The sequence below is a fragment of the Mesorhizobium sophorae genome (assembly GCF_002270415.1).
In the GTDB taxonomy this organism is placed as follows: Bacteria; Pseudomonadota; Alphaproteobacteria; order Rhizobiales; family Rhizobiaceae; genus Mesorhizobium; species Mesorhizobium sophorae.
In genome coordinates this window covers 1355150-1375880 of the sequence record NZ_NNRI01000007.1, presented here as the reverse complement: position 1 = coordinate 1375880, position 20731 = coordinate 1355150, and the positions used below count along the sequence as shown (strand labels likewise).

Genomic DNA, 20731 nt, shown 5'->3' with positions numbered 1-20731 from the left:
ATCTGATTCCTGAGTTGCTCTAGTGCTTGAACCCCCAGTTGGGCTGAAGTTTGGCGGGTCAGGCGCGCCTCATTCGCTTCAACGCCCTGAACGGTTCAAGGTTGCCCACAAGGTCAGAACTTGTCCTCTTCGGTCGGCACCAGGATCTCGCGCTTGCCGGCATGGTTGGCCGGGCCGACAATCCCTTCCTTCTCCATTTTCTCGATGATCGAGGCGGCGCGGTTGTAGCCGATGCCCAGCCGGCGCTGGATGTAGCTGGTGGAAGCCTTGCCGTCGCGCAGCACCACGGAAACAGCCTGATCGTAAGGATCATCGGAATCCTCGAAATTGCTGTTGCCGCCACCACCGCCGGAGCCGCCCTTGCCCGACGGCTCATCGTCGTCCTCGCCATCATCCTCGGTGATGGCGTCGAGATATTCCGGCACGCCCTGCAGCTTCAGATGTGCGACGATCTTCTCGACCTCCTCATCGGCGACGAACGGGCCGTGCACGCGCTGGATACGGCCGCCGCCGGCCATGTAGAGCATGTCGCCCATGCCGAGCAGCTGTTCGGCGCCCTGCTCGCCCAGGATGGTGCGGCTGTCGATCTTCGACGTCACCTGGAAGGAGATGCGGGTCGGGAAATTGGCCTTGATGGTGCCGGTGATGACGTCGACCGACGGACGCTGTGTCGCCATGATGACATGGATGCCGGCGGCGCGCGCCATCTGCGCCAGGCGTTGCACCGCACCTTCAATGTCCTTGCCGGCGACCATCATCAGGTCGGCCATCTCGTCGATGATGACGACGATATAGGGCATCGGCTCGAGGTCGAGATTCTCGGTCTCGTAGATCGCCTCGCCGGTCTGGCGGTCGAAGCCGGTCTGCACGGTGCGCGAGATCTTTTCGCCCTTCTTGTCGGCTTGCTGCACACGGGCGTTGAAACCATCGATGTTGCGCACGCCGACCTTCGACATCTTGCGGTAACGGTCCTCCATCTCGCGCACGGTCCATTTCAGCGCCACCACCGCCTTCTTCGGATCGGTGACCACCGGCGTGAGCAGATGCGGAATACCGTCATAGACCGACAGTTCCAGCATTTTCGGATCGATCATGATCAGCCGGCAATCCTGCGGCGTCAGCCGGTAGAGCAGCGACAGGATCATGGTGTTGATGGCGACCGACTTGCCCGAGCCGGTGGTGCCGGCGACCAGCACGTGCGGCATCTTGGCGATGTCGACGATGACCGCCTCGCCATTGATGGTCTTGCCCAGCGCCAGCGCCAGTTTGGCCTTCGTCGTTTCGAAGTCGCGGCTGGCCAGAATCTCGCGAAGATAAACGGTTTCGCGCTTGGCGTTCGGCAGTTCGATGCCGATGGCGTTGCGGCCAGGTACCACGGCGACGCGGCAGGCGATGGCGCTCATCGAGCGGGCGATGTCGTCGGACAGGCCAATGACGCGCGACGATTTGATGCCGGGCGCCGGTTCGAGCTCATAGAGCGTGACGACGGGACCGGGGCGGACGGCGATGATCTCGCCCTTGACGCCGAAATCCTCCAGCACGCCCTCGAGCAGGCGGGCATTCTGTTCCAGCGCATCCTTGGACAGGCTGGCATCGCGCACCACGTTCTTCGGTTCGGACAGGAAATGCAGCGACGGCATCTCGAATTTTTCCGAGCCGATCAGCGATGTCTGCGCCTCGCGCTGGACGCGGGCGCCCGGAGCCGGACGCGGCGCCGGAGCCTCGACGCGGGTGGCGGCATCGGAGCGGAACTGCTGCACCCTGGCGGTCGGCGCCGAACGGCGTTGCACGACGGGCTCATCGTCGAATTCGGCATCTTCGCCATTATCGAAGCGATCGCCGAAGACATCGTCATCATCCAGGTCGACCGAAATGCTGCGGTCATTGACCATGGCGGCGAAGAATTCGGGCTCGACGCGGGCGCGACCGTCCGGGCTCATCCGCGATTCGGCGAACTCGGCCGATTCGACCCGTTCGGCGGCGCGCCGCCAGCCGCTCGCGCGCGGCTCCATCTCCGGCTCGTACTCCTCCCGCTCCTGCCTGCGGCGCACGGCGCGGCGGTGCATCCAGGCGCGCAGCGACAGCCACCAGTGGGTGATGGCGCCAAGCGCCAGAATGCCTTCGTCGCCTTCATCCTCGTCATTGTCGAACAAAAGGTCGTCCTCACGCGGATCGACGGCAGGCTCGTCCTCCATCACGGCGAAGCCGTTCTTGCGTCCGATCAGCGCCGAACCGTGGGCAAAGAGCCACAGCGCGGGTGCGGCCAGCAAGATCGCGATGATGCTGGCGAACAGCCCGGTCGGATAGCCGCCGATCACAATCCCGGGGATCTTAAGCACCATGTCGCCGAACACGCCGCCGAGGCCGGTGGGCAGCGGCCAGGTCTTGGGCGGCACCACGCAGCCGGCCATTGCCGCGGCGAGCAGGGCGAAGCCAAACCATGAAAGCCCGCGCCTGGGCAACCTGTCGACGCCGCGCGCGGAAAACAGCAGAAAGCCCCAGATCACGGTCGGAACCAGCGCAGCAACCGCGGCAAGGCCGAAGAACTGCATGGCCAGGTCGGAGAACACGGCGCCGGCATAGCCCATGGCGTTGGTGACGGTGTTGTTCGTCGCGTGCGAGAAGCTCGGATCGGCGACATTCCAGGTGGCAAGGCTGGCGACGCCGAATGCGGCCAGCACGAACAGTCCGGCGCCGACCAGCCGCCCGACCTGGCGCCGCGCGAACGCCTGGATGCCGTGCCCCGTATCGGCCAGCGCGAGCGGTGCTGAAGCCCCTGAACGCATGCTCATCCCCGTCTGTCATTGCTTCGTGCGGGTGCGTGGCGCACTCCGGCAGATTCGGGTCTCAGACTATCGGCGGGAAGGTTAAGGGCGCATTAACTATAAGAGGTTGAGATGATCAAACCTCGTTACCGCCGGTTGAACCGCTTGCTGCCCGAGGAAAGCGACCTGAGAAAGGGCCGTGACGTTGCCGCAGGGCCACCAATTTGGGTAGAGGTATGCAATCTGTCATCCTTCGCGTGGCGGTTCTTGGCTGGGCAGGGCTCAGTCTTCTGCTCGCTTTGCACTGGTTTGTCGAACTCGGCATGGTGGGCTTCCCGGACGGTTACGTGACGCCCTATGCAAGAGCGACCGGCCCCCTGCTGCACACCCTCGCCACCGCCTGTCTGATGCAGGGCCTGTATTTTCTGTACAGGGGTCTTTTCGGCAATGGATTTGGGCTGCTGGGGCTCGGCCTGCAGATTTTCATCGCGGCCGTCCTGACGGTGGCGCCTGTGATGATCGTCAGGAACTGCCCTCATTCCCAGTCATGCAGCAGGGCCTATGAGACGCTGACAAACACCATGATGGACGACGGCGCCGGCGGATAGGGCTGCCGCCGGAACGGTTTGTCGGGAGATCCTGCTTAAGTCAGCACGACGATCGTCCCCACAGGTCGGGACCAGAGCGGTCGATGCTTCCTAAAAGAGCTTCGTCACGTGAACATGATTGCCGGAATTCCGTCATTGGCAGAACGGACCAAAAAAAAGGCCCGGAACGTGTCCGGGCCTCAATGCGTGACCTCCTTTCGGGAACGTCACGACGGGATCTTATCAAGGCAATTCCAGGAAAATGTGCAGTGGTTTTCCGTTCGGAATTGCGTAGGCAGGCAAGGGGGCCGGCGGGAGGAGGGTTCCACCGGCCCCTTGGCTAAGCTGGCCTTACGGCACCACTTCGCCATGCTGGGAGATGTCGAGGCCCTCGACCTCTTCCTGGGTCGTCGGACGCAGGCCGACCAGCGCCTTGACGATGTAGAGGATCACGAAGGTGGCGATAGCCGTCCACACGATGGTGACGGCGACGCCGTAGATCTGCTTGCCGAGCGAAGCACCCGACGACAGGCTGTTGATCGCCGGATCGGCGAGCACGCCGGTGAGCAGGGCGCCGATGATGCCGCCGACGCCGTGCACGCCGAACGCATCGAGCGAGTCGTCATAGCCGAACATGTGCTTGACCTTGACCGCCGAGAGGTAGCAGACGACGCCGGCAACGATGCCGACGATGAAGGCGCCGGTCGGGTTGACGAAGCCGGAAGCCGGCGTCACCGCGACCAGGCCGGCGACGGCACCCGAGATGATGCCGAGCACGGACGGCTTCTTGGCGACGATCCATTCGGCGAACATCCAGGCCAGCGCCGCTGCTGCGGTGGCAACCTGGGTGTTGAGCATGGCGGCACCGGCGAGGCCGTCGGCAGCCAGTTCCGAACCGGCGTTGAAGCCGAACCAGCCGACCCACAGCAGGGAAGCACCGATCACCGAGTAGACCAGGTTGTGCGGCGCCATGTTGGTGGTGCCGTAGCCTTCGCGCTTGCCGAGAACCAGCGCGCAGACCAGACCGGCGACACCGGCGTTGATGTGGACGACCGTACCGCCGGCGAAGTCGAGTACGCCAGCCGTGCCGAGGAAGCCGCCACCCCAGACCCAATGCGCGATCGGCACGTAGACGACCAGCAGCCAGAGCGCCATGAAGATCAGCAGCGCCGAGAATTTGAAGCGTTCGGCGAAGGCGCCGGCAATCAGTGCCGGGGTGATGATGGCGAAGGTCATCTGGAACATCGAGAAGACGAATTCAGGAATGTTCGCGACGCCCGGCAGCCACAGCGAGGCTGTGGTGATGCCGTGATGGAAGAATTTCGAGGTGCCGCCGAGATAGGCATTCATGCCGCCACCGTCGGAGAAGGCCAGCGAATAGCCGAACATGAACCACAGCACCGTCACCAGGCAGGTGATGGCAAAGCTCTGCATGATCGTGGCGAGCACGTTCTTCTTGCGCACCATGCCGCCGTAAAACAGCGCCAGGCCCGGAATGGTCATCATCAGCACCAGCGCCGTCGAGGTCAGCATCCAGGCGGTGTTGCCGGTGTCGAGCACCGGGGTGGGGGCAGCAGCCGGTGCAGCCGCGGCCGCGGCGGGAGCCGCTTCCTGCGCGAAGGCGGCGACCGTGCCCAATGCTGCGAGAGCGAGCGACCCTAAAAGGGCGGCGCGTCCCGTCGTCTTCAAGGTGGAAGGAATATTCATTGAACTCTCCATTGGAATACGTGTTCGCCGCTCAGAGCGCGTCGGTGTCTGTTTCGCCGGTGCGGATGCGCACCGCCTGATCGATGCCGAAAACGAAGATCTTGCCGTCGCCGATCTGGCCGGTCTTGGCGGCCGCGGTGATAGCCTCGACGGCCTTGTCGACCACGTCGGCACTGACCGCGACTTCGATCTTGATCTTCGGCAGGAAACTGACCGCGTATTCCGCTCCGCGATAGATTTCCGTATGTCCCTTCTGACGCCCGTAGCCTTTGACTTCGGTGACGGTCAGGCCCTGGATGCCGACGGCGGTAAGCGCTTCACGCACCTCGTCGAGCTTGAACGGCTTGATGATTGCCATCACGATTTTCATAAGGTTTCACCCTTTGCTGTTGCGGTCCCCCGCGTTTGCACGACTTCACCGAACCCAAAGAGCCGGAGAGTGCCCGACAGGATTCAAGCTCCGTGCCAATTGCCGAAGCAGGGTGTTAACCCATTGTAAACAAAAGAATTGAGGTCGCCAAAGCGACGAGGTGCCCGCAACGGCGGCAAACCGTCTGCTTAAAAATTAGGCAATTTTCTCAAAATGCCTACTCTGCAGGCGATCGCTTGAGCCGGATCAGCCCTTCCTGCGCAACCGAGGCGATCAGCGTGCCATCGCGGGCAAACAGCGAGCCGCGCGTAAAGCCGCGCGACCCCTGAGTCGACGGGCTGTCTTGCGTGTAGAGCATCCAGTCGTCGAGCGCATGGCTGCGATGGAACCACATGGCGTGATCGAGGCTCGCCGCCTGGATATCGCGATCGAAAATGGCGCGGCCATGCGCGAAGGTCGATGTGTCGAGCAGCGTCATGTCGGAGAGATAGGCCAGCACCGCTGCCTGGATGGCGCGATCCGCCGGCACCGGACCAGTGGTGCGGATCCAGATGTTCTGCTTCGGCTCCAGCTTTTCGCGACTGGTGTAGTGCTTCAGCATGACCGGCTTCATTTCGATCGGCCGGTCGCGCTCCCAGTAGCGCTTGATGCCTTCGGGCACCGCCTCGCCGAACTTGCCGAGCAATTCGCGCTGCGACAGCAATGTATCTGGCGCCGGGACGTCCTGCGGCATCGGCACCTGGTGTTCGAGGCCGACCTCGTCCTGCTGGAACGAGGCTTCCAGCGAAAAGATCGCCTGGCCATGCTGGATCGCCACCACGCGGCGCGTGGTGAAGGAGCCGCCGTCGCGGATCCGGTCGACCTCGTAGACGATCGGCACCTTGGTGTCGCCGGGCCGCATGAAATAGCCGTGCAGCGAATGCACGTGGCGATCGGGGTCGACTGTCCGCTGTGCCGCCACCAGCGCCTGGGCGATGGTCTGCCCGCCGAACACGCGCTGCCAGTCGAGCAAGGGGCTGCGACCACGATACAGATTGTGTTCCAGCTTCTCGAGGTCGAGAATGCCGAGAAGCTCGTCCATGGCAGCCGTCATATTTTCGCACCCTTGCCGCAGAAGTGTTATGGCGGTTTCCGACAGGACGGACAGGCAGTCAAGGGCGCAAGCCCGGTCGGCGTGGAAGGAGCGAAGAAGATGGAACGCAAGACCGACGCAAAAAACAGATCCGGGCTCGATGTTCTGGTCGCCGGTGCCGGCTATGTCGGCTTGGCCAGCGCCGTCTCGCTGAAGCAGGCGCGTCCGGGCCTTGCCGTCGCTCTGGTCGATGCCGCACCCGCCGGCGCCTGGCAAAGGGATGGCCGCGCATCGGCCATTGCCGCCGCCGCCTGCCGCATGCTCGACCAGCTCGGCGTGTGGGCCGAGATCGCGCCGCAGGCCCAGGCGATCACCGAGATGATCATCACCGATTCGCGCACCTCCGATCCGGTGCGCCCGGTCTTCCTGACCTTCGACGGCGAGGTCGCACCGGGCGAACCCTTTGCCCATATGGTCGCCAACCGGGTACTGAACGGCGGCTTGCGGGCCAGCGCCGAGAAACTCGGCATCGACATCATCGAAGGCGTCGCCGTGCAGGGTTTTGACACCAACGGCGCCGGCATCACCGTGCATCTTGCCGACGGTGCGACGCTGAAGGCCCGGCTGCTGGTTGCCGCCGACGGCGTCAACTCGAAGCTGCGCGACATGGCCGGCATCAAGACGGTGAAGTGGGAATATGGCCAGTCCGGCATCGTCTGCACGGTGGCGCATGAACGCCCGCACAATGGCCGCGCGGAAGAACATTTCCTGCCGGCCGGCCCGTTTGCCACGCTGCCGCTCAAGCCCGGCGAGGACGGCACCAACCGTTCGTCGATCGTCTGGGTCGAGCGCACGCATGATGCCGAGAAGCTGGTTGCCGGTGACGATCTCGTCTTCGAGCACGAACTCGAACAGCGTTTCAGCCTGAAGCTTGGCGAGATCCGCGTCGCGGACAAGCCGCGCGCCTGGCCGCTCGGCCTGACCATCGCGCGCGCCTTCGTCGCGCCGCGCATAGCGCTGGCCGGCGACGCCGCCCACGGCATCCACCCGATCGCCGGCCAGGGCCTCAATCTCGGCTTCAAGGATGTCGCCGCTCTGGCCGAAGTGATCGTCGAGGCCGACCGCCTCGGCCAGGACATCGGCGCGCTCGACGTGCTCGAACGCTACCAGCAGTGGCGGCGCTTCGACACCGTGCAGATGGGCATCACCACAGACGTGCTGAACCGGCTGTTTTCCAACGACATCGGCCCGCTGCGCGCCGTCCGTGACATCGGCCTCGGCCTGGTCGAGCGCATGCCGCGACTGAAGGAGTTTTTTATCCGCCAGGCATCGGGATTGTCCGCCGGGACGCCGCGCCTGCTGAAGGGCGAGGCGATCTGACACCGACATGCCAGGGTGTGTTGAGATTCAGGTCAGGTGGCCTCAGCCGAACATCAGTTGACCTCGAAGCCCAGCTTCTGCCGCAGCCGCAATATCCTCTGGTCGGCGATCTCAAGGCGTTTCTCGCCACCTTGCGCGGCGCGGTTGACCATCTGCAGCAGATCGTTTCGCTCGGCCACATCGAGCCGTTCGCGCAGGAACGGCGCCAGCTTGTCGATGACGATCGTCGTGTCGTCGATCTGTGACGCGGCCCATTTGGCGTAGATCACCGCCTCGTCGGTCTTCTTCTTGTCGGCGATCTCGGAAATCACCGCGCGAATGACCGCCTCGCGCTGCGGCAGCACAGGCCCATCTTCGGAAACGATGGCGGTGATCAACGTCGCGGCCGCCACCACTGGATCGTCGATCGCCGTCAGCGGCGACAGGGCCGCCTGCTTGCGCAGCTTCTTGCGGCGCACGGAGCCCTGGACCCGACCGATGACATCGGCAACGTCACGCGCCGCCTCGTTCATCGCCTTCATCCGGTACCACCAGAACGCCGCCGCGCCCAACACGCCAAGGATAGCAATCAGGAAAGGCATGAAGAATCCCCCAAAATCCAGGTGACGATAGGAGAACTCTTGCCTTGCATCAACGCGCAAAAGTTGCGATCGACCGAGACGTTAGGTTGACCGAACGCCCTGGTTTCGAAGTGACCGCAACGCATGGCACGGATCTATGATCCCGGTATGTCGTAGATGGCGCGGACCTCGATGGTGCCGAGTTCGGCCAGCGGAATACCGGCGGCAATGTCCAGTGCCTCTTCGAGATCCCTTGCCTCGACCATGACGAAGCCAAGCAACTGCTCCTTGGTCTCGGTGAAGGGCCCGTCGGTGACCAGCCGCTTGCCCTGGCGTCGCCGCACCGTCTTGGCGGTCTTCACCGATTGCAGCGCCTCGGCGACGATCAGCAGGCCTTTGTCCTCAAGCGATCGGTCGTAGGCCAGCGAATCGGCGTTGAGCTTGACCGACCTTGCGGGGGTCAGCGCGTGAAGATCCTTTTCCTCACCATAGACCAGGCAAACATATTTCATTTCGAGCTCCCTTGCTGTGTCGAGGCGACGAGCGTGTCGGCCCGGCCCTTGCCCGCCGCTGCATGGTCGAGAATGCACACCGCAACCCCGATGATGGCAACCGCCGCCAGAAACCGGCCGAACGCCGGCGCGGGCTGGTGCATCCAGTCGGCTTCCTGTCCACCGCCTCCGCGGCCGGCTTTTTTCTTCCAATGCGCACAAAACAGCATATCCATGTGATCCTCCATCCGGCCATCACTTGGGTGGCCGCCCGCAGGACGGGCGAGGCGGATCAAAGTCGACATTTCTGCACGCGCTTTTTTCAAAAAGAATCGAAGCGACCGCCGTCGACACCCGTGCAGTGGTCCAAAGAGCGCAGTGGCCTTCGTGTCTGCGCGCGCTATAGTTGACCGGACGCCGGCCCAACCCCGATCACAAGCCCGGCAACCAGCCACGACAACCCACCACGACAACCAAGGAGGAATTCATGGACCGCACCGCAAACGCCGTCTGGAAAGGCAATCTGAAAGAGGGAAATGGCACGCTCGATACGCAGAGCGGGGCCCTGAAGGGCACGCCCTATTCGTTCAAGGCGCGCTTCGAGGACGAGAGCGGCAAATCCGGCACCAATCCGGAAGAGCTGATCGCCGCGGCGCATGCCGGCTGCTACGCCATGCAGTTCTCGCACTTCCTGGCTGAAAACGGCACGCCCGCCACCGAGCTCGACGCGAAGGCCGTGGTGACGCTGGTTCCCGGCACCGGCATCACCGGCAGCGCCCTCACCGTGGTCGGCAAGGTGCCGGGCATCGATGCGGCGAAATTCAAGGAATTGGCCGAGAAGGCCAAGGCCGAATGCCCGGTCTCCAAGGCGCTCGGCGCCATAAAAGTGTCGCTAGACGCCAGGCTTGGGTGAACAATATCGCAGAGCCTGCTGACGTTGCGCCGCCCCTCACCTGCCTGCCGGCATCCTCTCCCCGTATAGTGACGGGGAGAGGGGCGCTCACATCGACGGTTTCGCCAAAAAGAACGCCGGCGTCGCGGCCGTCCTCTTTCTCCCCGTCCCTATACGGGGAGAAATGCCCGGCAGGGCAATGAGGGGCGGCGCCCAACGTCGACAATGATCGTCTGAAACGGACTCTCGGGTCAGCGCCCGCCGGTCAGCGCCTCGATGAGGGTGCGCAGCCTCGCAACTTCTTCCTCGAGGGTACTGATGCGCTCTTCGAGGCCGGGGACCGATGAGGCGACCGACGGGGCCTGGTGCATGGCGACGGCCGCGATCTGCGGTGCCCCGCTCAGCAGATGCATAAAACGCTCCTCGCGCTGGCCGGGGCCGCGCTCGATCAGCACCACCAGCGGCGGCCGGCGGCCGATCAGCAGGTCGAGGTCGGTGCGGAGCGCCTCGATCGACGAAAACCGCGCCATGCGCTCGGCTCGCGCCAGCAATTCATGCGCCGTCTGCGCGCCGCGCAACAGCATCAGGCCGATCAGCGCGATCTGCGCCGTGGTGAGCGAGAAATGCTGCGCCACCTGATGCTCGTAGCGCTCGACGCGCGAGGCGAAGACCTGCCGGACCAGGCCCTTCTGCTCCAACTGGCTCAGCGCCCGCCTGACCTCGACAAGTTCGACCGCCATCACCGGCTCGCGCGCCGTCTTCTGGTTGGCTGCGGCATGCGCGCTGTTGAGCGTCAGCGGATAGACATCCGGCGTCAGCTCCTTCTTCTCGATCAGGCAGCCAAGCACGCGCGCCTCGACAGGGGAGAGAATGGGAAGGTCGGTATCTGTCATGGCGTCGCTATCCTTCTGAGGTCGGCGGGACAGCACCCCCCTCTGTCCTGCCGGACATCTCCCCCGCAAGGGGGGAGATCGGCAGCTTTAGCGCGGTCAGACCATTCTCGCAAAGTTGGAAATTAGCGAAAGCCGGGATGACGGCCAATCTCCCCCCTTGCGGGGGAGATGTCCGGCAGGACAGAGGGGGGTGGGAAGGATCGCAACGGCTGAGGTGATTTCCCCACTAAAACTACACCCGCCGTTCCACCATCATCTTCTTGATCTCGGCGATCGCCTTGGCCGGATTGAGGCCCTTGGGGCAGGTCTGCGCGCAGTTCATGATGGTGTGGCAGCGATAGAGCCGGAACGGGTCCTCGAGATTGTCGAGCCGCTCGCCCTTGGCCTCGTCGCGGGAATCGATCAGCCAGCGATAGGCCTGCAGCAGCGTTGCCGGGCCGAGATAGCGGTCGCCGTTCCACCAGTAGCTCGGGCAGGAGGTCGAGCAGCAGGCGCACAGGATGCACTCATAGAGGCCATCCAGCTTCTCACGCTCCTCGTGGCTCTGCAGCCATTCCTTGGCCGGCTCCGGCGACACCGTCTTCAGCCACGGCTGGATCGAGGCGTGCTGGGCATAGAAGTTGGTGAGGTCGGGCACCAGGTCCTTGACCACTTGCATATGCGGCAGCGGGTATACCTTGACGGCGCCGGAAATGTCGTCGCAGCCCTTCGTGCAGGCAAGTGTGTTGGAGCCGTCGATGTTCATGGCGCAGGAGCCGCAGATGCCCTCGCGGCAGGAGCGGCGCAAGGTCAGCGTCGGATCGATCTTGTTCTTGATCCATAGCAGCGCGTCGAGCACCATCGGTCCGCAATCGTCCATGTCGACGAAATAGGTGTCGATGCGCGGGTTCTCGTCATCGTCCGGCGACCAGCGGTAGATGCGGTATTCCCTGAGATTGGTCGCGCCTTCCGGCTTCGGCCAGGTCTTGCCCTGCTGGACCTTCGAGTTCTTGGGGAGCGTAAGTTCGACCATTGGCGTGCCTCTGAACGTGACCTTTTAATCGGCTTCTGGGTGCCAAATCAAGGCGCTATCTGGCATCGAACACTTGCCGCCGGTGTGCACCCTGGCATTAATGCGGCTCAGCCTCGGACGCCCCGGCCGTCCGTGCCGGTTTCAGCTGCCAGAATGATCTGACGAGCACATCCTCGGCATGGATCGCGTCATCGAACTGGCCCTGTCCAAGTGCCTGGACCAGCGTCGGTCGATCCCCAAGCAGCGAAACGCCAAGGGCAGCCTGGTCATTTGGGAGCGGCACGCCTAGCGCCTCCAGAATGGAGGGAAATATGTCAATCGTGCCCGAAAGCCCGGTATACGCCTTGGAGAGAATGCCATCGCCCGACAGGGAGAAAAAATTGCGCCGTTCAAACGTGTTCAGGCGATCCGTCACCGTGCTCGGCGCGCTGAGGTGGTCACTTTGCAACGCCAGAACGGTGTTCCTCATCAGACCTTCGGCCTCGGCTTTGTGGATGAAGTCTGCGACCAGCATGTTGGTGCATTTCACGGCATGGAGAATATTGGGGGCTTGTGGGGAAAGTCCTGTCTTGCCGATACATTTGTCAGTCAGGTAGCCATCCGGCGCATGCCCACCACTGAGGGCGATCGTCAGCGAGACCGGTTTGCCGTCGCGGTTCGCGCGCCGCAAAACGTCAAAGCTCATGTCCAGAACCTGGGCGTCATCGGCGCCAAAAGAGCTGCCACGCCCACCGACGGCGGCCACCACTTCGGATCCCCCAAACAGCGATGAATAGCCATGGGTGGAATAGAATTCTCCCTGACCGGTGAAGCCGAGCGGCCAACCGGAAATGAAGTTCTGCTGATAGCCTCGCGCCTTCAGAACATCGCCCAGGCAGGTCAGGCCTGGCAGGAATTGCGAATTCTCCTCCATGTACTGGCGCGTTGTGAAATACGTTATTAGCAGCGGCGTTCCACAGTTGGCGGCGACCATCCCGGAGATGGAGTTGTTGGTGTAGGCAAGTTGCACCATGTTGGTCGCCGAAACGCCACGCCTGTCGAATTCGCGCAGCGGGCCCATGACGTCGCCGAACTCCGCCTCGTTCATGTAGGTGCGCTCGGCACTCTCGATGAAAATATGAATGAGGTTCCTTGGCGCGACAGTCTCCGACGCTGTTCCGGCCGGTTTTGTCAAAGAGGTGATATCGACGAACCGCTTGGACAGGAAATCATGCAGCGGGTTGAGATGGATCGCAGCCGCGATCGGGCGCGTCAGCATCGGGTTTGCCGCTAGGAAGAACGCCATCAAGGCAACGTCCAATCTTCGTGTCAGCGTGCCGCGCGCCTTCAGTGCGCCAAGGCCGAAAAGAACGACCAAAATGACCAGTATCGTGTTTCCCGTATTCACCAGACATTCGAGAACGACACCGGGCGTGAGAACTCCGGCGTCGACATGCATGAACATCGCGCCCCAATCGAAATAGCCGAAAACACTTTCGACGTAGACATAGAAAAGGAAGAGAAAACAAGGAATAAGCGACAAGTAGGCGCTGAACCACCTGCTTGTTGGCTGATCCGTCCTGACCCCTTGGAGGCGATCCAGCAAGAGAAGCGAGCACAGAGCGCCCAGGCCAAGGACCGCCAGCAGCCTTTTCTCCTGAAGATAAACCAGCGACACGAGCCAGGTGAGCGACCCCACTGTCGCGACGCTGACCAATGATCCAATTGGCCAACAACGAATAGCATGAAATCCGAGCATACTTCGCACTCGATCGACGATTTCCGAAGTGGATATCGAGAATCACTTAAAGCTATACTAAGGCAATGCTGATGAGCGCAAATATCAAACGGCCAATTACTTTCGAGATCGCTAATATACGTCGCTCAAAAGTGACCTCGGTTTTGGGCGAACGGCGTGCATGAGCGGTTCGTCGTTTCCGTGAAACGGTGAACCGCTCTAAGCGCATTGTTGTGTGATAGATGGACGGCATCGTATTTCAGGCGAGCGCCGAAATTCTCGATCAGACGGGCCAGCCGGTCGATCTGTGCAAAGTCGACAGCGCCAGCCATATCGCAGAGGTCATCGAAAAGCGCGATAGAGACCGTGCGCCATCCGGCTTCGGTCAGGTTTTGCCTTGCTGGATCTTCGAATTCTTGGGGAGCGTCAGTTCAACCGTTACCTGCGGTCTTTTCGGATGACGAGCTTTAGCCCGGACCAGATTTCATTGACGGCGGCGACTTTCACGTCGACCAGGTCGCGCTTCAGCGCCTCGGCGCGAACGACGCTCTCGGTGACGTCGGTCGGCACCTTCGATGCCTTTTTCGGCCAGGACACCCAGACCATGCCGTCGCGCTTGATCGCCGCTTCGACATCGCCGAGGCGATCCTCGATCTCGGCGCGCTGCCGGGTGAAGGCATGGACGGCATCGTATTTCTGGGTCGTTCCCGAAATCTCCGACCAATCGGCCAGCCGGTCGACATTGGCAAAAGCCACGGCGCCGGCCAGGTCGTCGAGTTCCGATGGCAGCGCGATGAAGGCGGCGGTCATCCCGTCCTTCAGGCCGAGCTTGGCCGGAAGGGGCGTACCGGAATATCCCGAAGCCGCCGGCGCCATGGTCAATACACCCTGGCCTTGGGCGCGATCTTGGCGAGGCTGATGCCGCCGTCCTTTTCCGCCAGCAGCGGCTCGGTGTGCACCAGCCTGTAGCTGAGCGTCACCTTGCCGTCTTCGCTGAGCCGGGCCAGCGTATGCTTGCGCCAGGCCGTGTCGTCGCGCGCCGAAAAATCTTCCCGCGCATGCGCCCCGCGGCTCTCCTTGCGCGCCTCGGCGCTGTAGACCGTTGTGATGGCGTTGGCCATCAGGTTTTCCAGTTCCAGCGTCTCGACCAGGTCGGAGTTCCAGATCATCGAACGGTCGAACACCTTTATGTCCTTGAGCTCGGTCCAGATTTCCGAAATGCGCTTGCAGCCATTCTCCAGCGATTCCTGCGTGCGGAACACCGCCGCGTCTTCCTGCATTGCCCGCTGCATTTTTTCGCGCAAGCTTGCCGTCGGTGTCGAGCCGTTGGCGTGGCGGAGCCGGTCGAAGCGGCCCATGATCTTTTCGACAGAGGCTTCGTTGGGCGCCGGGATCGCCGACTTGCGGTCGATGACCTGGCCGGCCCGGATCGCGGCCGCGCGGCCGAACACCACCAGGTCGATCAGCGAGTTCGAACCCAGCCGGTTGGCGCCATGCACCGAGGCGCAGCCCGCTTCGCCGACCGCCATCAGCCCGGGCGACACCTTGTCCGGGCTCCTCGGCGTCGGGTTGAGCACCTCGCCCCAGTAATTGGTCGGCACGCCGCCCATATTGTAGTGCACCGTCGGCAGGACCGGGATCGGCTCCTTGGTCAGGTCGACGCCGGCAAAGATCTTCGCCGATTCCGAAATTCCCGGCAGCCTTTCGTGCAGTACGGCCGGATCGAGATGGTCGAGGTGCAGGAAGATGTGGTCCTTCTTCGGGCCGACGCCGCGGCCTTCGCGGATCTCCAGCGTCATGCAGCGTGAGACGACGTCGCGCGAGGCAAGGTCCTTGGCCGACGGCGCGTAGCGCTCCATGAAGCGCTCGCCCTCGGAGTTGACGAGATAGCCGCCCTCGCCGCGCGCGCCTTCGGTGATCAGGCAGCCGGCGCCGTAGATGCCGGTCGGGTGGAACTGCACGAACTCCATGTCTTGCAGCGGGAAGCCGGCGCGTGCGGCCATGCCGCCGCCGTCGCCGGTGCAGGTGTGCGCCGAAGTCGCCGAGAAATAGGAGCGGCCATAGCCGCCGGTCGCCAGCACCACCATCTTGGCCGAGAAGCGGTGGATGGTGCCGTCGTCGAGGTTCCAGGCGACGACGCCGGTGCAGGTACCGTCCGGCTCCATGATCAGGTCGAGCGCGAAATACTCGATGAAGAACTGCGCGTTATTCTTCAGCGACTGGCCGTAGAGCGTGTGCAGGATGGCGTGGCCGGTGCGGTCTGCGGCCGCGCAGGTACGCTGCACCGGCGGGCCTTCGCCGTAATTCATCATGTGGCCGCCGAACGGCCGCTGGTAGATCTTGCCCTCTTCGGTGCGCGAGAACGGCACGCCATAGTGCTCGAGCTCGTAGACCGCCGCCGGCGCTTCGCGCACCAGATATTCCATGGCGTCGACATCGCCCAGCCAGTCCGAACCTTTGACGGTGTCGTACATATGCCACTGCCAGGAATCAGGCCCCATGTTGGACAGCGAAGCGGCGATGCCGCCTTGCGCCGCCACCGTGTGCGAGCGGGTCGGGAAAACCTTGGTGATGCAGGCGGTGCGCAGGCCCTGTTCGGCCATGCCGAGCGTGGCGCGCAGGCCGGCGCCACCGGCGCCGACGACCACCACGTCGAATTTGTGATCGACATAGGTGTAAGCGGAACCGGTGTTGGCTCCTTTTGCGTCCTTGGCCAACTCAGCCTCCGAATGCCAGCTTGAGCAGGGCGAAGATCGAGGCGACGCCGACCGCTATGGTGAAAAACGTATTGAGCGCGATAAGCGCCAGCTTCATGCCTTCGCCATGCACGTAGTCCTCGATGATCACCTGCATGCCGAGCCGCATATGGATGAGCCCTGAGATGAGCACCAGGGCCAGCACCAGCGCCACGAACGGATCGGCAAGCGCGGCTCGCACGTCCGCGTAGCCGGCGCCGTTGAGCGCGATCAGGAAACCGACGAAGAACAGTGTCAGCGGGATGTTGGCGATGGCGGTGAGGCGCTGGCGCCAGAAATGCCCGGTGCCCTCGCGGGCCGAACCCAGGCCGCGGACTTTCGCCAGCGGCGTGCGCATGTCGGTCTTGCCAGTGCTCATGATCAGGCTCCCCGCGCCATATAGCCGGCGATCCAGATCAGCAGCGTGAGCAGGACCGAGCCGGCCAGCGTCGCCCAGGCGATCTTCGAGGCCGTGTGCTTCTCCAGGCCGGCGCCGGTGTCCCAGACCAGATGGCGCACACCACCCAGCATGTGGTGCATCAGCGCCCAGGTGTAGCCGAACAGGATCAGCCGGCCGAGCCAGGTGCCGAAGGCCCAATTGATCCAGTCGAACGTCGGCTGCGAGCTTGCCGCCGCCATCAGCCATATGGCGACCAGCAGCGTGCCGAAATAGAGCGCGCCGCCGGTGATGCGATGGATGATCGACATCGTCATGGTGATCGGCGGCCGGTACACGGTCAGGTGCGGCGAAAGCGGTCTTGCGCGGGTGGCTGGTGATTTGCTCATGGCTCCCCCAGTTCGGCGTCCCTGGAGCCTCAGGTGGAAATGCGGCATTGCCGCTTCCGGATGCGACTTCGGACAGCCGGTTTCTAATGCTCTTTTTGCACCGCGTCAAAGCCAGAAAACCGTTTCGAAAACGTAATTTAGTCTGACTAAAAGGCAGGCGCAGGCTTCAATCGATTAGCGGTGATTGGGCCGAAGCCGGCTCGCTATCGCTGCAGTGCAACATAGCGGTCCGACATGGCCCCCAAGTCAGCGCTTGCAGGTCACCGGCGTCGACCCAGCCTTCATGACCAGCGCTTCGCGGCCATCGATCACAATCGCGTCATGCGCCTGCTGGTAACGGCTGTTCTGGTTGGCCGGCGAGGCCTGCAGATCTTCGCTGGTACCGTCGGACCCGAGAACATGCACCGAGGTGCCAAGATTCTCGATGGTCATCCTGCCGCCATCGGCGCAACTGTAGGTCGCGGTGCGCGGCTGCGGCGAGGTCATGTCGGTGCCGGAACCGCCCGCCGAGGCGGCAGGCGCCAGCGAGAACGACGTAGCGGCCCTGTTGCCGGCTCTCGGAGGATCATTCTGCGGCACGCAGGCCATGGCGACCAGAAGCGGCAACAGGACAAGCGTCACCCGAAACGTCCGGCCTGGCGCCATATGCTGTCCCTCCCGCGCGGCAAACCGGCCACGATGCGTTGCCAAGATCAAGGTCATCCTATGCCGAACTGGACGCCGGCCGCGATGGTGCGGCCAAGCATGGCCGAAAGATGGCCACCGGATTTTCCACCCAGTCGGATATTAACCATGTTTACCGAGACATCGCTGCGAAACGCGCCGGCCTCTTAACAAAGGTTAAGAAAAGGTTAATTTCTGTTTCGAGGAGGCTTTCCTCTAAACAAGGAGGACGCCATGCGTTCGAACTCGGAAAGAATGCGCCTTGCGGCGCTCATCGTGGCGGCTTCCGTCGTTGGCCTGGCGGCGCCAGCGCTCGCTGGCGCACGCCACCACGACCGCGTCTACGCCGATTCGCTCGGCAATCTCGTCATCGACAGCGCCGCCGGCTACAAGCGCATCCTGGTCGGCGAAGGCAAATTGGCCAAGCAGCTGTCCGACTACACCGGCGCCGGCCAGCCCAAGGTGATCTACGAGAATGAATCGGACGAAATCACCGGCTCCGGCGATTGTTACCGGCCGCCGGTGTTCGTGAAAGGGCGCAGCTATATGTACGGGCTTGCTGATGGCGAGATGCCCGAGCTCAGCCCCTGCCAGTGATCCGGATCTAACCAGCGCCGGCTGTAATCTCTCTTCCGCCGGCCGGCCCGGCGGAGACACGCACACAATCGCGCCCGGCATTCTTCGCCTGGTAAAGTGCCTGGTCGGCGCGCCGCATCAGACCGGCAAAATCCTCGCTCGGATGAAGCTCGGCGACGCCGAAGCTTGCCGTGCAGCGATTGTCCACCGGCAGTCCATCGATGGGCAGCGCGCTGAAAGCGCTGCGCGCGCCCTCGGCGAACAGCCGGGCGGCGGCAAGGTTGGTTCCCGGCAGGATGATGGCGAACTCCTCGCCGCCGATGCGGCCGGCGACATGGTGGTCGGCGGCGGCCTCGCGCAGGAAACCGGCAAAGGTCTCGATCACCCGGTCGCCGGACGCATGGCCGAAGCTGTCGTTGACGGTCTTGAAATGATCGAGGTCGGCGATGACCAGCGCGACCGGCACGCCTTGCCGCACGGCGCCCAGCACTGCCTGCTCAGCGTGGCGGGCGAAGCCGCCGCGGTTGAGCAGGCGCGAAAGCGTGTCCGTCTCCGACCTCGACGTCACCTCGGCGAGCACGTCGCGAACCAGGATGGCCAGAATCAGCAGCGCCAGCGCCAAGCCAAAGACGGTGCCGAGCGACTGAGACACCAGCGCGTAGTTGCTTTGCAGATAGGCCTGCGGGTTGGCGCCCCAGCCGCCGAGCGCATGCGCGATGAACGGCTTTGAAGCAAACTGCAGTCCGCTGGCCGCTAGCACCGCCATCAGGATGCGGTCGAGACGGGCGTGCCTTTGCCGCGACGACCACACGATCACGAGACCGATGAACTGCATGACCGCATAGGGAAGCTGGTAGGCCATCATGCGGGCCAGCGACTGGCGCGGCAGGTCCTGCACGAAGTACACCGCGACAGAGGTGGCGACGAGGAAGAACAGCATCTGCTTCCACGGCGGAGCCACGCCGTATTTGTGCGCCAGGCCGCCATTGAAGGCGATGGTGGCGCCCAGGAACACCGCGAAGGCGGCAACGACCACCGGCCGCGCGTTGTCGAAGGCGGGGATGCTGAATTCGATGGCGAAATACACCATGCCCAGCAGATAGCCGAACGCCAGCCAGCGCGGCGCGGCGCGGCCGGCCTCATGCAACGCGACCGCGATGAAGGACGCCGCCAACAGGCCGGCGACCGACACATTGATCAACAGGATGAAATTGGCGCCGCTCATAGTCTTCCCGAACCCGCGCCGACAGCTAAGCATCGAGCGGCGAAGAAGACGTTAACGCTGGCCCGGCGGGGCGCGATCAGCCCACCTTGAGCGGCTCCGGCACGAACACCGTTTCCGGGCGCTCATAGGACAGGCGCACGCTGTCGCGGCCATTCTTCTTGGCCTTGTAGAGCGCATCGTCGGCACGGCGCATCAGCGGCTCCAGCGCCTCGTCGCCGTTGCGGGCAGCCACGCCGAAGCTGGCTGTCACCTTGGTGCCGGCAGGAAGCCCGTCGACCTGGCCGGCCGAATAGACCGTGCGCACGGCCTCGGCGAACAGCCGCGCGGCGGCGAGATCACTCAACGGCAGCAGCACGGCAAACTCTTCGCCGCCGATACGCCCGGCAACGCCGCGCGTCCCGGCGGCCAATCGAAGCTTGCTGGCGAAGTCGGCGATCACCCGATCGCCCGCCGCATGCCCGTGTACGTCGTTGAGCGCCTTGAAATGATCGAGGTCGGCCAGCACCAGCGCGACGGGGAAGCGCGCCGTGGCGCAGTGCCGCAACAGCTGCATGCCCTGCTCCTCGAAGCCGCGGCGATTGAGAAGACCCGAAAGCGGGTCGGTGTAGGTCTCGGTCTTCAGCGCCTTCATCACGTCAAGTGCCGCGGCGGAGAACAGGCAGAGCGCAATCAGCAGCGACAGCAGTGCATGCGACAGCAGCGCCGTCGTCCAGTAGGACGAGGCATAGAAGCCGTCATAGCTGGTGAAGGGTCCGTGCGCGATGACGACGACAAGGGTTCGCACGAAGAAGTTCAGGCCCGACAGCAGCGACAGCACGAACAGGATGTTTTCGGTCGGGCCATTGCGGCGCACCGGGCGCAGTTCGGCGGCGACCAGAAGACTGATCCCGCCGAAAGCGAAATTCATCGCCAGGATGCGCCAGGTGAGATCCGGCGCGACGAACAGGAGCCAGCAAAACGACGCCAGGCCACCGCCGGCCAGTACGCCGATCCCGACATAGGGCACCTTGCGGCCATAGCGGTGGATGATGGCGCTGGACAGGCAGCAACCGGCAACGGTGAAGCAGATGTTCGACGTCAGCTTGGTCAGCTGCATGCCGAAGGGCAAGGTGAAATACTGCAGCAGGAAGCCGACCGCCGAGAGACCGTAGCTGATCGCCAAAACGGCGAGATATGGGCGGTGGCGTTGATAGGACCATAGCACGAGGAAGGCCGCGCCGAGTGCCAGCGCGATCGTCGGATTGAGCAGCGCTATGAACAGACCGGTGTCCAAAGGACTGTGACTTCCCCTCGCTTACGT

22 protein-coding genes are annotated in these 20731 nt (G+C 63.4%); 5 read left to right on the top strand and 17 right to left on the bottom strand.

What is annotated here, in order from left to right; genetic code table 11:
* Positions 1 to 113: 113 nt before the first annotated feature.
* A complete protein-coding gene (locus CGZ66_RS11100; protein WP_095084398.1) occupies positions 114 to 2786 on the bottom strand; it encodes a DNA translocase FtsK in 2673 nt (890 codons plus the stop codon).
* A 215-nt stretch (positions 2787 to 3001) separates the two neighbouring features.
* On the opposite strand from CGZ66_RS11100, the gene CGZ66_RS11095 reads away from it, so the two are divergent.
* Positions 3002 to 3373 carry a hypothetical protein gene (locus CGZ66_RS11095; protein WP_095084053.1) on the top strand — a complete coding sequence of 124 codons (372 nt, stop codon included), beginning with the start codon at positions 3002 to 3004 and terminating at the stop codon, positions 3371 to 3373.
* A gap of 330 nt (positions 3374 to 3703) precedes the next feature.
* Here the strand turns inward: CGZ66_RS11095 and CGZ66_RS11090 are convergent, their stop codons facing one another.
* The 3 genes from CGZ66_RS11090 to tesB all read right to left on the bottom strand — a co-directional run bounded on the left by CGZ66_RS11090 (position 3704) and on the right by tesB (position 6522).
* Positions 3704 to 5059, bottom strand: coding sequence for an ammonium transporter (locus CGZ66_RS11090; protein WP_095084052.1), 1356 nt, complete (start codon positions 5057 to 5059; stop codon positions 3704 to 3706).
* 31 nt (positions 5060 to 5090) lie between these two features.
* A complete protein-coding gene (locus CGZ66_RS11085; protein ID WP_095084051.1) occupies positions 5091 to 5429 on the bottom strand; it encodes a P-II family nitrogen regulator in 339 nt (112 codons plus the stop codon).
* Between the two features lie 217 nt (positions 5430 to 5646).
* Positions 5647 to 6522 carry an acyl-CoA thioesterase II gene (tesB, locus tag CGZ66_RS11080; RefSeq protein ID WP_095084050.1) on the bottom strand — a complete coding sequence of 292 codons (876 nt, stop codon included), beginning with the start codon at positions 6520 to 6522 and terminating at the stop codon, positions 5647 to 5649.
* Positions 6523 to 6621: 99 nt separating this feature from the next.
* On the opposite strand from tesB, the gene CGZ66_RS11075 reads away from it, so the two are divergent.
* Positions 6622 to 7881 carry a ubiquinone biosynthesis hydroxylase gene (locus CGZ66_RS11075; RefSeq protein WP_095084397.1) on the top strand — a complete coding sequence of 420 codons (1260 nt, stop codon included), beginning with the start codon at positions 6622 to 6624 and terminating at the stop codon, positions 7879 to 7881.
* Between the two features lie 53 nt (positions 7882 to 7934).
* On the opposite strand, the gene CGZ66_RS11070 is transcribed toward CGZ66_RS11075, so the two are convergent.
* The 3 genes from CGZ66_RS11070 to CGZ66_RS11060 form a co-directional block, all read right to left on the bottom strand.
* Positions 7935 to 8462 (bottom strand): hypothetical protein, encoded by a 528-nt coding sequence (locus tag CGZ66_RS11070; RefSeq protein WP_095084049.1) that lies wholly within the window; start codon positions 8460 to 8462, stop codon positions 7935 to 7937.
* A 134-nt stretch (positions 8463 to 8596) separates the two neighbouring features.
* Positions 8597 to 8953, bottom strand: a complete 357-nt coding sequence (locus tag CGZ66_RS11065) for a YciI family protein (protein WP_095084048.1) — start codon at positions 8951 to 8953, stop codon at positions 8597 to 8599.
* A complete protein-coding gene (locus tag CGZ66_RS11060; RefSeq protein ID WP_095084396.1) occupies positions 8950 to 9168 on the bottom strand; it encodes a hypothetical protein in 219 nt (72 codons plus the stop codon). The genes CGZ66_RS11065 and CGZ66_RS11060 overlap by 4 nt, the downstream gene beginning before the upstream one ends.
* Before the next feature lie 251 nt (positions 9169 to 9419).
* On the opposite strand from CGZ66_RS11060, the gene CGZ66_RS11055 reads away from it, so the two are divergent.
* Positions 9420 to 9845, top strand: coding sequence for an OsmC family protein (locus CGZ66_RS11055; RefSeq protein WP_095084047.1), 426 nt, complete (start codon positions 9420 to 9422; stop codon positions 9843 to 9845).
* A gap of 230 nt (positions 9846 to 10075) precedes the next feature.
* On the opposite strand, the gene CGZ66_RS11050 is transcribed toward CGZ66_RS11055, so the two are convergent.
* From CGZ66_RS11050 to CGZ66_RS11040, 3 genes are all read right to left on the bottom strand, one after another.
* Complete coding sequence (locus tag CGZ66_RS11050; RefSeq protein ID WP_095084046.1) at positions 10076 to 10717, bottom strand: YceH family protein; 642 nt, start codon at positions 10715 to 10717, stop codon at positions 10076 to 10078.
* Positions 10718 to 10949: 232 nt separating this feature from the next.
* Positions 10950 to 11729 (bottom strand): succinate dehydrogenase iron-sulfur subunit, encoded by a 780-nt coding sequence (locus tag CGZ66_RS11045; protein ID WP_095084045.1) that lies wholly within the window; start codon positions 11727 to 11729, stop codon positions 10950 to 10952.
* Between the two features lie 97 nt (positions 11730 to 11826).
* The gene (locus CGZ66_RS11040) at positions 11827 to 13251 is read right to left on the bottom strand and encodes a sulfatase-like hydrolase/transferase (RefSeq protein WP_245331060.1); all 1425 of its coding nucleotides are present in this window, start codon (positions 13249 to 13251) and stop codon (positions 11827 to 11829) included.
* A 437-nt stretch (positions 13252 to 13688) separates the two neighbouring features.
* Here CGZ66_RS11040 and CGZ66_RS11035 point away from each other — a divergent pair, with 437 nt between their 5' ends.
* Positions 13689 to 13907 carry a hypothetical protein gene (locus CGZ66_RS11035; RefSeq protein WP_095084043.1) on the top strand — a complete coding sequence of 73 codons (219 nt, stop codon included), beginning with the start codon at positions 13689 to 13691 and terminating at the stop codon, positions 13905 to 13907.
* Here CGZ66_RS11035 and CGZ66_RS11030 read toward each other — a convergent pair.
* The 5 genes from CGZ66_RS11030 to CGZ66_RS11010 form a co-directional block, all read right to left on the bottom strand.
* The gene (locus CGZ66_RS11030; RefSeq protein ID WP_095084042.1) at positions 13885 to 14322 is read right to left on the bottom strand and encodes a DUF3052 family protein; all 438 of its coding nucleotides are present in this window, start codon (positions 14320 to 14322) and stop codon (positions 13885 to 13887) included. The genes CGZ66_RS11035 and CGZ66_RS11030 overlap by 23 nt on opposite strands.
* 2 nt (positions 14323 to 14324) lie before the next feature.
* The gene (gene sdhA, locus CGZ66_RS11025; protein ID WP_095084041.1) at positions 14325 to 16163 is read right to left on the bottom strand and encodes a succinate dehydrogenase flavoprotein subunit; all 1839 of its coding nucleotides are present in this window, start codon (positions 16161 to 16163) and stop codon (positions 14325 to 14327) included.
* Position 16164: 1 nt separating this feature from the next.
* The gene (sdhD, locus tag CGZ66_RS11020) at positions 16165 to 16560 is read right to left on the bottom strand and encodes a succinate dehydrogenase, hydrophobic membrane anchor protein (protein ID WP_095084040.1); all 396 of its coding nucleotides are present in this window, start codon (positions 16558 to 16560) and stop codon (positions 16165 to 16167) included.
* Between the two features lie 2 nt (positions 16561 to 16562).
* Positions 16563 to 16967: a succinate dehydrogenase, cytochrome b556 subunit gene (gene sdhC / locus CGZ66_RS11015; protein WP_095084039.1), complete on the bottom strand. Its 405-nt coding sequence runs from the start codon at positions 16965 to 16967 to the stop codon at positions 16563 to 16565.
* Positions 16968 to 17213: 246 nt separating this feature from the next.
* Positions 17214 to 17657 (bottom strand): hypothetical protein, encoded by a 444-nt coding sequence (locus tag CGZ66_RS11010; protein ID WP_342586861.1) that lies wholly within the window; start codon positions 17655 to 17657, stop codon positions 17214 to 17216.
* A gap of 207 nt (positions 17658 to 17864) precedes the next feature.
* Between CGZ66_RS11010 and CGZ66_RS11005 the strand changes: the two genes are divergently transcribed.
* The gene (locus tag CGZ66_RS11005) at positions 17865 to 18227 is read left to right on the top strand and encodes a hypothetical protein (protein WP_095084037.1); all 363 of its coding nucleotides are present in this window, start codon (positions 17865 to 17867) and stop codon (positions 18225 to 18227) included.
* Positions 18228 to 18234: 7 nt separating this feature from the next.
* Here the strand turns inward: CGZ66_RS11005 and CGZ66_RS11000 are convergent, their stop codons facing one another.
* Both CGZ66_RS11000 and CGZ66_RS10995 read right to left on the bottom strand, forming a co-directional pair.
* Complete coding sequence (locus CGZ66_RS11000) at positions 18235 to 19431, bottom strand: GGDEF domain-containing protein (protein ID WP_095084036.1); 1197 nt, start codon at positions 19429 to 19431, stop codon at positions 18235 to 18237.
* Between the two features lie 76 nt (positions 19432 to 19507).
* A complete protein-coding gene (locus tag CGZ66_RS10995; RefSeq protein WP_095084035.1) occupies positions 19508 to 20704 on the bottom strand; it encodes a GGDEF domain-containing protein in 1197 nt (398 codons plus the stop codon).
* Positions 20705 to 20731: the final 27 nt, after the last annotated feature.